14 protein-coding genes and 1 pseudogene are annotated in these 13072 nt (G+C 70.1%); 5 read left to right on the top strand and 10 right to left on the bottom strand.

Annotation, left to right across the window (positions count from 1 at the left end; translation table 11 throughout):
• Together FV228_RS08975 and FV228_RS08980 are read right to left on the bottom strand one after the other, a co-directional pair.
• The coding region (locus tag FV228_RS08975; protein ID WP_147854297.1) for a methylmalonyl-CoA mutase subunit beta at positions 1 to 1262 on the bottom strand (1262 nt) is incomplete at its 3' end.
• A gap of 96 nt (positions 1263 to 1358) precedes the next feature.
• Positions 1359 to 2162 carry an undecaprenyl-diphosphate phosphatase gene (locus tag FV228_RS08980; protein ID WP_147854298.1) on the bottom strand — a complete coding sequence of 268 codons (804 nt, stop codon included), beginning with the start codon at positions 2160 to 2162 and terminating at the stop codon, positions 1359 to 1361.
• A 255-nt stretch (positions 2163 to 2417) separates the two neighbouring features.
• On the opposite strand from FV228_RS08980, the gene FV228_RS08985 reads away from it, so the two are divergent.
• Genes FV228_RS08985 through FV228_RS08995 form a run of 3 tightly spaced genes read left to right on the top strand, consistent with a single transcriptional unit; the run spans position 2418 to position 5145 of the window.
• Positions 2418 to 3110 (top strand): glutathione S-transferase family protein, encoded by a 693-nt coding sequence (locus FV228_RS08985; protein ID WP_007561448.1) that lies wholly within the window; start codon positions 2418 to 2420, stop codon positions 3108 to 3110.
• 29 nt (positions 3111 to 3139) lie between these two features.
• Positions 3140 to 4285, top strand: coding sequence for a tRNA epoxyqueuosine(34) reductase QueG (queG, locus tag FV228_RS08990; protein WP_147854306.1), 1146 nt, complete (start codon positions 3140 to 3142; stop codon positions 4283 to 4285).
• A complete protein-coding gene (locus FV228_RS08995) occupies positions 4282 to 5145 on the top strand; it encodes an SDR family oxidoreductase (RefSeq protein WP_147854299.1) in 864 nt (287 codons plus the stop codon). Before queG ends, FV228_RS08995 begins: the two co-directional genes overlap by 4 nt.
• Here the strand turns inward: FV228_RS08995 and FV228_RS09000 are convergent, their stop codons facing one another.
• Genes FV228_RS09000 through FV228_RS34790 form a run of 3 tightly spaced genes read right to left on the bottom strand, consistent with a single transcriptional unit; the run spans position 5146 to position 6967 of the window.
• Positions 5146 to 5970 (bottom strand): metal ABC transporter permease, encoded by an 825-nt coding sequence (locus FV228_RS09000; RefSeq protein ID WP_147854307.1) that lies wholly within the window; start codon positions 5968 to 5970, stop codon positions 5146 to 5148.
• Between the two features lie 47 nt (positions 5971 to 6017).
• Entirely contained in the window at positions 6018 to 6836 is an 819-nt protein-coding gene (locus FV228_RS09005; RefSeq protein ID WP_147854300.1) for an ABC transporter ATP-binding protein, read from the bottom strand.
• The gene (locus FV228_RS34790) at positions 6833 to 6967 is read right to left on the bottom strand and encodes a hypothetical protein (RefSeq protein WP_281406482.1); all 135 of its coding nucleotides are present in this window, start codon (positions 6965 to 6967) and stop codon (positions 6833 to 6835) included. Before FV228_RS34790 ends, FV228_RS09005 begins: the two co-directional genes overlap by 4 nt.
• 124 nt (positions 6968 to 7091) lie before the next feature.
• Between FV228_RS34790 and FV228_RS09010 the strand changes: the two genes are divergently transcribed.
• Complete coding sequence (locus tag FV228_RS09010; protein WP_147854301.1) at positions 7092 to 7577, top strand: transcriptional repressor; 486 nt, start codon at positions 7092 to 7094, stop codon at positions 7575 to 7577.
• A 17-nt stretch (positions 7578 to 7594) separates the two neighbouring features.
• Here FV228_RS09010 and FV228_RS09015 read toward each other — a convergent pair whose 3' ends face one another.
• Together FV228_RS09015 and FV228_RS09020 are read right to left on the bottom strand one after the other, a co-directional pair.
• Entirely contained in the window at positions 7595 to 9100 is a 1506-nt protein-coding gene (locus FV228_RS09015; RefSeq protein ID WP_147854302.1) for an undecaprenyl-phosphate glucose phosphotransferase, read from the bottom strand.
• A 440-nt stretch (positions 9101 to 9540) separates the two neighbouring features.
• Positions 9541 to 9885: an antibiotic biosynthesis monooxygenase gene (locus tag FV228_RS09020; protein ID WP_147854303.1), complete on the bottom strand. Its 345-nt coding sequence runs from the start codon at positions 9883 to 9885 to the stop codon at positions 9541 to 9543.
• A 484-nt stretch (positions 9886 to 10369) separates the two neighbouring features.
• Here FV228_RS09020 and FV228_RS09025 point away from each other — a divergent pair, with 484 nt between their 5' ends.
• Positions 10370 to 10780 carry a helix-turn-helix transcriptional regulator gene (locus tag FV228_RS09025; RefSeq protein ID WP_147854308.1) on the top strand — a complete coding sequence of 137 codons (411 nt, stop codon included), beginning with the start codon at positions 10370 to 10372 and terminating at the stop codon, positions 10778 to 10780.
• Between the two features lie 93 nt (positions 10781 to 10873).
• On the opposite strand, the gene FV228_RS09030 is transcribed toward FV228_RS09025, so the two are convergent.
• From FV228_RS09030 to FV228_RS34115, 3 genes and pseudogenes are all read right to left on the bottom strand, one after another.
• On the bottom strand, positions 10874 to 12193 hold the full coding sequence (locus tag FV228_RS09030; RefSeq protein ID WP_147854304.1) for a cobyrinate a,c-diamide synthase: 1320 nt from the start codon (positions 12191 to 12193) through the stop codon (positions 10874 to 10876).
• Entirely contained in the window at positions 12190 to 12966 is a 777-nt protein-coding gene (gene cobM / locus FV228_RS09035) for a precorrin-4 C(11)-methyltransferase (protein WP_147854305.1), read from the bottom strand. Before cobM ends, FV228_RS09030 begins: the two co-directional genes overlap by 4 nt.
• A pseudogene (locus FV228_RS34115) lies at positions 12963 to 13072 on the bottom strand (precorrin methylase); the annotation flags it as partial. The pseudogene FV228_RS34115 and the gene cobM, both read right to left, overlap by 4 nt.

Here is a 13072-nt window from a genome sequence, read left to right on the forward strand (position 1 = left end):
GCCTTGGCCCGGGCCTCGCGAGTCGCCTCGATGCGCCGCCGCAGCTTGCCGACGCTGAGCGAGGCGACGATGCCGCCTTCGGCCTCGATCGCCTGGAACGCCTCCCAGGCCGCCTCGGCGAGCTGGGCGGTCAGCGTCTCGAACCCGCCGGCACCGGCCGCCGGATCGCTGACCCGCGCCAGGTGCGATTCCTCCAGCAGAACGATCTGGCTGTTGCGTGCCACCCGCCGGGCGAAGGCGTCGGGCAGGCCGAGCGCGAGGGTGTAGGGCAGGACCGTGACGCTGTCGGCGCCGCCCATGCCGGCCGACGCGGCGGCCATGCCGGTGCGCAGGATGTTCACGAACGGATCGCGCCGGGTCATCATCCGCCATGCGGTCTCGGCGTGGAGGCGCAGGGGCTTCGGATCCAGCCCGCAGGCCTGCTCGATCCGGGCCCAGAGCCGCCGCATGGCGCGGAACTTCGAGACCGTGACGAACTCGTCGGCATCGGCGGCGAGCAGCACGGAGATCCGGTCGCGCGCCGTGGCGAGGTCGTGGCCGGCGGCCTCCAGGGCGCGCAGGTAGGTGACCGCGGTAGCGAGCACGGCGCCGAGTTCGGCCGCCTCGCCGGCGCCGGCCTCGTGGTAGGGGCGCCCGTCGGCCAGGAGGGCCCGGCCGGTGAAGCCCGCGGCTTCGAGGTCGGAGACGGTGTCGGCCAGCCGCGGGGCGATCTCGGACCAGACCGCGCCGAGGCTGCCGGTGGCGGCGAGCGTCCCCACCGGATCGATGCCGAGGTCGAGGTCGTAGGTCGAGAGGTCCTCACCGCGGCGGGCCGCGAGGTCCTTCACCAGGGCGGCGACTTCCAGGCCGCACGCGCCCGCGTCGAAGCGCAGGGCGATCAGCGGCAGCATCACGCCCTTCAGCACGGCGTCGAGATCCTCGACGCTCCGGGCGGTCAGGCCGTAGCCCCGGGCGCCGGCCGCGCCGGAGAACACCAGGGCCAGCGCGTCGGAGCCACCTTCGAGGTCGGTCATCGCCTGGGTGTTGGCAATCGCGATCTCGGGATGATCGACCCGCTGGGACACGCGCCAGGGGCCGGGCTCGCGGAAGGGTTGCGCAGTCGGCTCCGCACGCTCGTAGAGTGGCTCGATCCGCAGGCCGTCGCTCGTCCGGGAGACCAGCCGTTTCTCGAAGTCGGCGCCCTTCAGGACGCTGTCCACGAGGCCGAGCCAGCGCGCCCGGTCGGCGGGCTTGAACAGGTCGGCGAGCGGTGTGTCTTCCATCGGATCGTCTCCGGGCGCGGCGTCTTGTGCACCGCTTTCAGGGACTTGCCTCGCATGCCGCTCGCCCGGAGGCAATCGCCCGTTGGACGAGGATTGTTATCCGAGGATGATCAACCCGGCGAAGCCCAGGGCGCCGACGATGATCCGCCACCAGGCGAACAGCCGGAACCCATGGCGGGACACGTAGTCGAGCAGCACGCGGACCACGAACAGGGCCGAGACGAACGACACGATGAAGCCGATCACGATCAGGCCGACATCGTCTCGCGAGAGGAATTTGTAGTTGTCGAACAGGTCCTTGGCGAAGGCGCCGGCCATGGTCGGCATCGCCAGGTAGAACGAGAACTCGGTGGCCGAGCGCTTGTCGGCGCCCATCAGCATCGCGCCCACGATGGTCGCGCCCGAGCGCGACACGCCGGGGATCATGGCCAGGCACTGGAAGATGCCGATCTTCAGGTCCATCGGCAGGGAGAAGTCGTAGACGTCGGTCTTCTTCACCTCGAGGTCGGTGTCGTCGAGGACGAGCAGCACCAGGCCGCCGGCCACCAGCGTCGCGCACACGATCCACGGGTTGAACAGGTAGGCCTTGATCACCTTCGAGAAGAGGCCGCCGATGATCGCGGCCGGCAGGAACGCCACCAGGATGCCGATCACGAAGCGGCGAGCCTGCGGGTTGGTCGGGAGTGCGGTGGCGATGCCGACCAGGCGGCGGAAATACACCGTCAGGATCGCCAGGATCGCCCCGAGCTGGATCAGCACCTCGAAGGTGTTGTTGGGGGAGTGGAAGCCGATGAAGTGGCCGACCAGGAGCTGGTGACCGGTGGACGAGACCGGGATGAACTCCGTCGCGCCCTCGACCAGAGCGAGAAGGACCGCCTTCCCGATGCTTACCGGATCCATTGTCGAGCCTCGCGCCGCGGGCGCACGCCGGCCCGAACCAGGCGCGTCGCGAACCGTCCAAAGAATGTGCCCGGAGGCTTCGCCCATCAGGGTTGACGAGCGGTTACCGGAGCGGGCCGCGCGTGTTAAGGGCTCGGCAACGATCGAGCAATAACGCTCGCTCTGAAGTCCTGCGCGCCTAAATCCCACGCGCCGGGGCCGACGACCGGCGCGGGACTGTCCGCGCCGTCTGACCGAGCAGTCCTCACGGCCTCAATGGCGACCCTCTACCACTTCCCCTTCTGCGCGAACTCCCGGTTCATCCGTCTCGTGCTCGCCGAGATGGGTCTGGAACCGACGCTGTTCGAGGAGCGCCCCTGGGAGCGCCGGGACGATTTTCTGCTGATCAATCCGGCGGGCTCCACGCCCGTGCTGCTGGAGCAGACCGGTCTCGTCGTGCCGGGTGCCGGAGTGATCGCCGAATACCTGGACGAGACGAGGGGCCTCGGGCTTTCCGGCCGCCGCATGTTGCCGGACGACACGGTGGAGCGCGTCGAGGTCCGGCGTCTGCTGGACTGGTTCCTGATCAAATTCGATTCCGAGGTCACCGGCTACCTGGTCAACGAGAAGATCTCGAAGCGCTTCATGTCGGCGCACGAGGGCGGCGGCCCGCCGGACATGAACGCGATCCGGGCGGCGCGCACCAACGTGCGCTACCACCTCAAGTATATCGGCTACCTCATCGCGCGCCGGCGCTGGCTCGCGGGCGACAACCTGACCTATGCCGACCTGGCGGCGGCCGCCCACCTCTCGTGCGCCGACTATCTCGGCGACGTGCCGTGGGACGAGGACGAGATGGCCCGCAACTGGTATGCCCGGGTCAAGTCGCGGCCCTCGTTCCGGGGGCTGCTCGCCGACCGGGTGGCCGGCATGCCGCCGGCGGCCCATTACGCGGATCTGGATTTCTGAGCGCACGACGGACCTATCACGGTGCCGACCTGCGCCGCCTCGTCGAGGGGCGGGCGCGCCATCTCGGCTTCTGCGGGATGCGGGTCACGCGGCCCGACCGGCTCCCGGACCTGCCCGCGCGCCTGTCGTCGTGGCTGGAGGAAGGCGCCCACGGCACCATGGACTGGATGGCGGAACGCGCCGACCAGCGCGCGAGCCCGGTCGGCCTCTGGCCGGGCCTGCGCAGCATCCTGGTCTTCGCCATGAGCTACCGCCCGGACGACGATCCGCTCGACCTCGTGGCCATGAAGGAGCGCGGCGCGATCGCGGCCTATGCCCGCCGCCGGGACTATCACGACGTTTTGAAAGGCCGCCTGAAGGAACTCGGCGGCTACCTGTCCGCCAAGGGCGACGTCCGGGTGAAGGTCTTCTGCGACACCGCCCCGGTCATGGAGAAAACCCTGGCTGAGGCCGCCGGTCTCGGCTGGCAGGGCAAGCACACGGTGCTGCTCTCCCGGGAGCACGGCAACTGGCTGCTGCTGGGGGCGATCTACACCAGTGCCGAGTTCGAGGCCGACGAGCCCGGGCGCGGCCATTGCGGCTCCTGCCGGGCCTGCCTCGACATCTGCCCGACCGACGCCTTCCCGGCTCCGTACCGGCTCGATGCGCGGCGCTGCATCTCATACCTGACCATCGAGCATGCCGGGCCGATCGCGGCGGAGTTCCGGACGGCGATCGGCAACCGCGTGTTCGGCTGCGACGATTGCCTGGCGGTCTGCCCCTGGAACAAGTTCGCCCGGACCGCAGCCGATGCCCGCCTGGCCGCCCGGGCGGACCTCACGGCTCCGGCGCTGGCCGATCTAGCCGGATTGGACGACGCGTCCTTCCGGAAACTCTTCGCCGGCACGCCGGTGAAGCGCACCGGCCGGGACCGGTTCCTTCGCAACGTCATGATCGCGGTCGGCAATTCCGGGGATCCCGACCTCGCGGATGCGGCGATCGCGCGGCTCGCAGACGACTCGCCGCTGGTGCGCGGCATGGCGGTGTGGGCCTGCGGTCGCCTGCTGGAGCCAGCCACCGTTCAGGCACTGCGCCGACAGCACGAAGCCGCCGAGACGGATTCGCACGTCCGCGACGAGTGGAGTGCCGTCACCGCCTTGACGGAAGTCCGGGCCGGCGAGACATCCCCGGCATGAACCTCTTCATCTTCGGGCTCGGCTTCACAGGCCGGCGTTTCGCCGAGCGGGCGCGCGACCGCTTCCAGACGGTGCGGGCCACCGTCACCGACCCGGCGAGTGCCGCGCGCATCGCCGCCGAGACCGGCTTCACGATGCGGGCCTTCGGGCCGGAAGCCGACGATCCCCACATTGCCGATGATCTCGCCGACACCGATGCGCTCCTCGTCTCGGCGCCGCCGTCCGAGCGGGGCGACCCGGTGCTGCGGCGCTATGCGGACGCGATCGCGGCGAGCCGGGTCGGCTGGATCGGCTACCTCTCGACCATCGGCGTCTACGGCGACCAGGGCGGCGCCTGGATCGACGAGACCACGCCGGCCGCGCCGCGCAGCGCCCGCTCCCGGATCCGGCTCGAGGCCGAGGCGGCCTGGTTCGATCTCGGCGCCCGGACCGGCAAGGCCGTGCAGGTGTTCCGGCTGTCGGGTATCTACGGCCCGGGGCGCAACCCGATCGTTAAGCTGCGCGAGGGTCGGTCGCAGCGCATCGTGAAGGCGGGCCAGGTCTTCAACCGCATCCATGTCGACGACATCGCGACGACCCTGCTGGCCTCGCTCGACCGTCCGAGGCCGGGGGCGGTCTACAACGTCACCGACGACGAGCCGACGCCGCCGCAGACCGTGACCGAGCACGCCGCCGTGCTCGCCGGCTTGCCGCTGCCGCCGGAGATCGACTTCGAGACCGCCGACCTGTCTCCGATGGCGCGCAGCTTCTACGGCGAGAACAAGCGCGTGCGGAACCGGCTGATCCGGGACGAACTCGGCGTCGCGCTGGCCTACCCGACCTATCGCGAAGGGCTTGCTGCCTTGAAGGACGAGGCCTGATCAGGCTTCCAGGTGCCGCGGCCGGACGAGGCGACGGAGCAGGCCGCCGCGCGGGCCGGCGAGCATCGAGACGATGTAGAGCGCGCCGGCGGCGAGCACGATGGCCGGGCCGCTCGGCAAGTCGAGCTGGTAGGACAGGCTGAGCCCGGTCACGCTCGCCACCGCGGCGATCAGTATCGAGACCGGGATCAGGCCGCCGAGGTCGCGCGCCCAGAACCGGGCCGCCACGGCCGGCAGCAGCATCAGCCCGACCGCCAGCAGGGTCCCGAGCGCCTGGAAGCCGCCCACGAGGTTCACCACCACCAGCGCCAGGAAGGCGAGATGCACCGGGCCGCCGCTGCGGCTCACCGTGCGCAGGAACAGCGGATCGACGCATTCCATCACCAGCGGCCGGTAGATCGCGGCGAGCACCACCAGGGTCAGCGTGCTGATGCCGCCGAGCAGGATCAGCGCGGCGTCGTCTAGGGCCAGCACCGAGCCGAACAGGAAGTGCATCAGGTCGATCTGCGAGCCGCGTAAGGACACCAGCAGCACGCCGCCGGCCAGCGAGATCAGGTAGAAGGCCGCGAGGTTCGAATCCTCGCGCACCACCGTGGCCCGGGTGACCGCGCCGGCGAGCAGCGCCACCGCCAGACCGGCGACCAGCCCGCCGAGCGTCATGGCCGGCAGCGAAAGGCCGGCGACCAGGAAGCCGGCCGCGGCACCCGGCAGGATCGCGTGGCTCATCGCGTCGCTCATCAGACTCATCCGGCGCAGGGTCAGGAAGACCCCGACCGGCGGCGCCGAGACCGACAGTGCGAGGCAGCCCGCCAGCGCCCGGCGCATGAAGCCGAACTCCACGAAGGGTGCCAGCAGCGGTCCGAACGGATCGATCACGCCGCGTCCTCGTGATGATGGTCGTGGGCGTCCGGGCCGTGCGATCCGTGATCATGCCCGCGCGCGTCGTCTGTCCGAGGCCCGACGCAGACCGGGGCGTCCTCGTCCCAGGCTTCGGAGAGGTTGCGCGCCCGCGCCAGGTTCTCCGGCGTCAGAACCCGGGCGGTCGGCCCCCAGGCCACGGCTTCCCGAGCCAGCAGGAGCGTGGTCGGGAAATGCTCGCGCACCTGGGTCAGGTCGTGCAGGGCGGCGACGACGGTGCGCCCCTGGCCGTGCCAGATCCGGATCAGCGCCAGCAGGTCGTCGACCGTGCGGTTGTCGATGCCGGTGAACGGCTCGTCGAGGAGCATCACCGGGCAATCCTGCAGGATCAGGCGGGCGAACAGGGCCCGCCGGAATTGCCCGCCCGAAAGGGTGCTGATCGGGCGCGCCTCGAAGCCGCCGAGCCCGACCGCATCGAGGGCCGCCCCGATCTCCGGCCGACGCCGGCCAAGGCTGCGCCAGGATCCGGCCTTCCGCCAAAGACCCATGCCGGCGAGGTCCATCACGCTCAGCGGAAAGCTTCGGTCGATCTCGTCGGCCTGGGGCAGGTAGGCGAGGGCGCCCGAGCGATCGATATGCCCTTCGAGGCAGCGGATCTCGCCGGCCATCCCCTTGAGCAGCGTCGACTTGCCGGCCCCGTTCGGCCCGACCAGCGCCAGCAGGTCACCGGCGCGCACGGTTCCCGACAGGTGGTGGATTGCCGGATGCCGATCGTAGCCCAGGGTCAGGCCGACCAGGTGGATCGCATCCTGCATCGCGGGACGGTCGCTCATGCGGAGAGCGCCCAGGCGATCGCCAGCCAGACCAGGGCCGACAGCGCCACCGCCAGTGCGAGGCGCGGGCCGATGCCGCTGCGGAACAGAGATCGCGGAACCGCTTGGCGTGGGCTGGAAATCGGGGGCAAGACGTCCTCGTCGCGCGCTCGGGCCGGCGCGGGGACCGGTCGGGCTACTGGTGCGTTCCGGGGCCGCGGTGATACACTGTAACAAACCCGCCGGACAACCGGCGGTTTCGGGGTTGGAGCGATCATGCACCGTCACGAGGGTCACGACGCGTGCCAGGCGGGCGTCGGCGACATGCTCGCGCGGGCGGAAGCCGTCTGTCGCGAGCGCGGTCTGCAATTCACGCCGCTGCGCCGCGAGGTGATGGAAGCGGTGGCGGAGGCCGGGAAGGCCCAGGGTGCCTACGACATCGCCGAGAAGCTCAGCGCGCCGGGCAAGCGCGTGGCGCCGGTCTCGGTCTACCGCGCCTTGGACTTCCTCATGCAGCAGGGCCTGGTCCACCGGATCGCCAGCCGCAACGCGTTCATCCCCTGCGCCCACGGGCATGCCCCGGGGGAGGGGGTCGTGTTCCTGATCTGCCGCACCTGCGGCGGCGTCGACGAAGCTTCGTCCGAGGAATTGGAGGACGGTCTCGGCCGCACCTTGAAGCGGGCGGGCTTCACGCCGGCCCACAGCATCCTGGAAGTCGAGGGTGATTGCGGGGCCTGCCGGGAGCGTGCGCAGGAATCCTGAGGTGCGCCCCGGGTCGCTCAGCGCGCGTTCTTGTAGGCACGGCGCGAGACGATGGTCTGGACCATGATCTGGAGATCGAACCAGATCGACCAGTTGTCGATGTAGTGCAGGTCGCAGGCGACGCGGCGTTCCATGTCGAGGTCGGTCAGGGTCTCGCCGCGATAGCCGTTGACCTGGGCCCAGCCGGTGATGCCAGGGCGCACGTTGTGCCGCCTCGCGTAGAGCGCGATCCGACGCTCGAAGCTGCGGTCATGCGCCAGGGCGTGGGGGCGCGGGCCGACCAGCGACATCTCGCCCTTGAGGACGTTCAGGAGCTGCGGCAGCTCGTCGAGATTGGTCCGCCGCAGGATCGCGCCGACCTGGGTGATGCGGCTGTCGTTGCGGGTCGCCTGCTTGAACACCGCGTTGGCATCCGCCCGCATCGACCGGAACTTGAACACACCGAAGGGCTGCTGGTTGAAGCCGTAGCGCTTCTGGCGGAAGAAGACCGGGCCCGGGCTGTCGAGCTTGATCGCCACGGCGATGGCCGCGAGCAGCGGCGACAGCGACACCAGGGCGATCGCCGCCACCGTGAGGTCGAGGGCGCGCTTGAGCAGGATCTCGGTGACGTTGAGCGGCCGGCGACCGATATTGATGCCGGAGACGCCGCCGACCCGGGCGACCTGCATGTCGGGGAATCGGTCGAGGACGCTGCCTGGCCGCAGGTGCAGCGCGGACGGCACCCGCAGGAACGCGTCGATGCAGCGCTCCACCTCGGCGGTGTCGGTCCACGGCACCAGCACGAACACGTCGTCCGGGCGCAGGAACCGGACCACCGACACGGCGAGGTCGAGATCCTCCTGGAGCTGGTCGTGCCGCGACACGGTGTCGGCGCCCGGATCGACCCGGCGCAGGTAGCTGGTGCCGACGATCCGGGACCCGAGCTGCTCGGCCTCGTGGCTGGCGTAGAACCGGGCGATGTCTTCCTCGTAGCCCACGAGGTGGACGCGGCTGGCCGAGGCCGATCCCGCCGTCAGGCTCCGGCGGACCAGGCGGGTCGCCACGGTGCGGGTCAGCAGCAGAGCGGGCAGGCCGAGCAGGAACGCTGTGATCGAGACGATACGCGAATAGTCGTTGGTCGTCTTGGTCAGGAAGCCGACGACCAGCACCGCCGCCCAGGCGACCAGCCAGAGCGAGGCGATGCGCTGGACGTTCAGCTTCTGCGCCATGATGCCGTCGAGGCTGTAATCCTCGCGCAGGACGTTCGACGAGACGATGATGGCGCTGAGCAGCGCGGCCAGGCGCAGCCCGCGGAAGGCCGTCACCCACACGCTGTCGCCCGCGAAAGCGATCTGGTAGCCGAATTCCACGGCCAGGATGACGGCGACGATCGCCCCGATCTCGGCCACGGCGAGCGACGACGACATCGCGATCCGCGCGAACGCGCGACCGCGGCGTGGCAGGAGCGCCGACCACACGCTGCGACGGCGTTCGGCCGAGGTCGGCAGGGGCTGGAAAGTCTCCGGAACCCGCTCGTGAAACATGTTGCTTGCCACGTCCCGGTTTGATCGGACTTTGTCCCGGTCTGAAACACGAAAGATTTCAGCGCCGGCATCTGCCGATGACGGAGCAAGGGGTGAGCCGCGAAATCCGGTAGTCCGGCCGCTTCGGAGTGGCCGCCCATTTAGGCGAACGTCTGGCGGTCGGCAATACATGGTAAATGCTGAGTCACCAGAATACGGAGACATGCAGTGCGCGACCGTTCGACGGCTTGATACCAGCAGTTGCGTGGTAATGCCGGGACGTTGCTGAACGGTTGAATTTTGGCGGACTAAGAAGCTTGGCCGAGTCTCGCGGTATCCCGGACACAGGGGCGGCGCGGTGCCTGCGCGCGGCCGTCGACGGGGTCGCCCAACCTTACGTCGTCCCGCCGCCGGACCAGGTTTTGGTCCGGCGGCGGGTCATGAAGGCGGTGTTAGCAGCGTCAGGCGGTGGCGGCCTGCTTCGCGGATTCGGCGCCGCCGACGGTCTGCACCATCTCGAAGCCCTCGAATTGCGGGTGCCCGAGATAAAGCGGCTTGGTCGACGGGGCCCGGCTGTGCGCCTTGCGGAACTGCTCGGAGCGCGTCCAGGCCTCGAACTCGGCGCGCGAGCGCCAGACGGTGTGCGAGGCGTAGAGGACGTGATCCTCCTGCTCCGGCCCACGCAACAGGTGGAACTCGACGAAGCCCTCCATCTCGCCGAGATGGCTGTCACGCCCGAGCCAGACGGCCTCGAAGTCCTCGGTCGCATCCTTAACGACCTTGAAGCGATTCATCGCGATAAACATGCTGTTCTCCGTTGAGAGGCTGAATTTAGGCCCCGAAGCCGGTCCGGGCGAGCCCTGCTGCGGCGACGCGGCGCGCGCGAAGCACTGCGCAGACTTATCCGATCGACATTTCAGCAACAATGTTTCGAAGATACGTCGGGTTAAACCACAAGATGTATGCTTAGACTTGCGGAGCTTAACAACTTGGTGTCCAATTGCCGGACGGTCCATATTGTGTCGCAGTCGGGGTGTAGGCCGATTGCTATAGCGCTCACGGTCGACGCGAAATTTTGTTCGGCAAACGGGAGCAAGTGACAATAAGGGCTTAGAGCCGTTGCCGTTTGCAATGCATTCGGTTGCTGCTCTAGCGTGCGACACCGCACGTTAGGTATAGGCGCGTTATGAGATCGAGGGTCGGACGGTGAAGCGGCGCGATGGCGAGGCGGGAACACCGGATCCGCAAGGGGACGCTGTTCAAAGCGCGGACAAGGACGTGACCAGTCAGATCATGCCGAAGCAGACCACCGACGTCGATCGACTGGTCGGTATTCGCATCACCGCGTTGCGGAAGGCCCGCGGCCTCAGCCAGACCGCGCTCGGCAACGCCGTCGGCGTCACGTTCCAGCAGGTCCAGAAATACGAGAAGGGCCAGAACCGGGTCGGTGCGGGCCGGCTGCGCGAGATCGCGCGCCTGCTCGAGGTGCCGGTGTCGGCCTTCTTCGAGGAGAGCGAGCTCCGCGAGAACGCCCAGGAGGACGTGTTCGGCTTCCTCAGCGCCCACGGGGCGATCGAGCTGCTGCGCGCCTACGCGTTGATCGAGGACGAGCAGATGCGCCGCGACGTCCTCGCGCTGGTCCGGAGCGCCGCGCGGCTGGCGCAGGCCCGCACCGCACCGCCCTCAGCCGATCCGGTCTGAACGGTTTCCACCGGGGCGGTTCCGCACGCGCGGCGTGATCGAATGGATCGCGTTTCGGCCCCGCCGATCCGGCACCCGCACGCCGATCGACGCTCAGACCTCCTCGGCCGCGATCAGGTGGAAGAAGCTTCCGCCCGCTAGGCCGACCCGATGCCCGGCCAAGCCCTGATCCGTGCCTTCCGCATCGGTGACGCGGGCGAGGGCATCCGCCTCCGCGGCGGACGGTGACAGCTCGCTGGCATAGTGGAACTCGTGGCCCACGACCCGGGTGCCCCGGCGGCCCAGCGGACCGTCGCTGCTGAGGCGGGCGACGCGATAGCCGAGATGCAGCTTGCGCTTGCGGTACGAGGTGGCGACCGGCAGCAGCCCCGCCATGGCGTGGGTGGTGCCATCCGCATCCTCGAGTGTCCGACCCAACACCATGTAGCCGCCGCACTCCCCGTGGACCGGCCGTGTCGTCGCGAAGGCGCGCAGGCCGTCGAGGAAGCGGGTCGCGGCAGCGAGTTGCCCGGCATGCAGCTCCGGATATCCCCCCGGCAGCCAGCAGGTGTCGCACGAATCCGGCGGTGCTTCGTCGGAAAGGGGCGAGAACGGGACGATCTCGGCCCCGGCCAGCCGCCATCCGACTTCGAGGTGCGGGTAGAGGAAGCTGAACGCCGCGTCCCGGGCCACCGCGATCCGCTGCCCGGGTGGTTGCGGCAGCACGCCGACCGACGACGGGGCGCTGCCGCCGGCGCAGGCGATCACGGCATCGAGGTCGATACCCGCTTCCGCCAGGTCGGCGAGGCGGTCGAGCCGCGCCTCCAGGTCGGCGGTCTCGCCCGCCTGGACGAGGCCGAGATGGCGCTCGGGCAGGACCAGCTCGGCATCGCGCATCAGGGCGCCGAGCACCGGGAGGCCGGCACGTTCCATGCCGGCCTCGACCAGCCGGCGGTGGCGGGCGCTCGCGACCTTGTTGAGGATCACCCCGGCGATCCGGATCCGCGGGTCGTAGAGCGTACAGCCGAGCGCCACGGCGGCGGCCGATTGCGCCGCGCCGGAGACGTCGATCACCAGCACCACGGGCCAGCCGTAGCGGGCCGCGATGTCGGCGTTCGCCCCGGTCCGGTTCTCCGCGGCCCGGACGCCGTCGAACAGGCCCATCGAGCCCTCGGCGACCACGATGTCGGCCTGCGCCGCCGTCTCGCCCGCCAGCGCGTCGAGGAGCCCGGGCGGCATGGCGAAGCTGTCGAGGTTGAAGCTCGGCTGGCCGGTCGCCGCCCGGTGGAAGGCGGGGTCGATGTAGTCCGGCCCGCATTTGGCGCCGCGCACGCGCAGGCCCCGCCGGGTCAGCGCCCGCATCAGCGCGAGGGTGACGGTGGTCTTGCCCGAGCTCGAGCGCGGGGCCGCGACCAGCAGTCCGGGGGCGCTCATGCCGCGCCTCCCACGGTACCGCCCGGTCTGTAGCGTCGGTCGTAGTCGGGGGCGTAGAGCGCGCTCTCCCGGAAGTCGGCCGCGCCGAGTGCCGGCCCGACGAGGATCAGGGCGGTGCGTTCGAGGCCGGCCTCCGCCACGAGGGCGGGGAGCCCGGCGAGGTCGCCGACCAGCGCCCGCTCGTCCGGCCAGGAGGCGCGGAACACAGCCGCCGCCGGGCAGGACGCGCCGTAGAATGGGATCAGCTCGGCCGCGACCTTCTCGATCACGTGGATCGAGAGATGCACCGCCAGCGTCGCCCCCGTCGCCGCGAAGGCGGCGAGCGTCTCGCGCTCCGGCATCGCGCTTGCCCGGCCCGAGGTGCGGGTCAGCACGACCGATTGTGAGACGCCCGGCACCGTCAGCTCCCGGCGCAGCATCGCGGCTGCGGCCGCGAAGGCCGGGACGCCCGGCGTCACCGTGTAGGCGATGCCGAGCCGGTCGAGCCGGCGCATCTGCTCGGCGAGCGCGCTCCAGATCGAGAGGTCGCCCGAATGCAGCCGCGCCACGTCGTGCCCGTTCGCCTCCGCGGTCTCGATCTCGGCCATGATCGCGTCGAGATCGAGGGGTGCGGTGTCGACGATGCGGGCGCCCGGCGGGCACCAGCCCAAGATCTCGGGCGCCACCAGCGATCCAGCGTAGAGGCAGACCGGGCAGGCCGCGATGCGATCGCGCCCGCGCACCGTGATCAGGTCGGCGGCGCCCGGTCCGGCGCCGATGAAGTGGACGGTCATGGGTGCCGAGCGGTGTTGTGCGGGATCGCGAGGGCGCAGGTTGCGCCGGCGCTGGCGATGCGGGGAAGGGCGAGGCGGCTCTCGGGACCCGCCGCCGCCAGGGCGG

This window comes from Methylobacterium sp. WL18, from assembly GCF_008040015.1.
In the GTDB taxonomy this organism is placed as follows: domain Bacteria; phylum Pseudomonadota; class Alphaproteobacteria; order Rhizobiales; family Beijerinckiaceae; genus Methylobacterium; species Methylobacterium mesophilicum.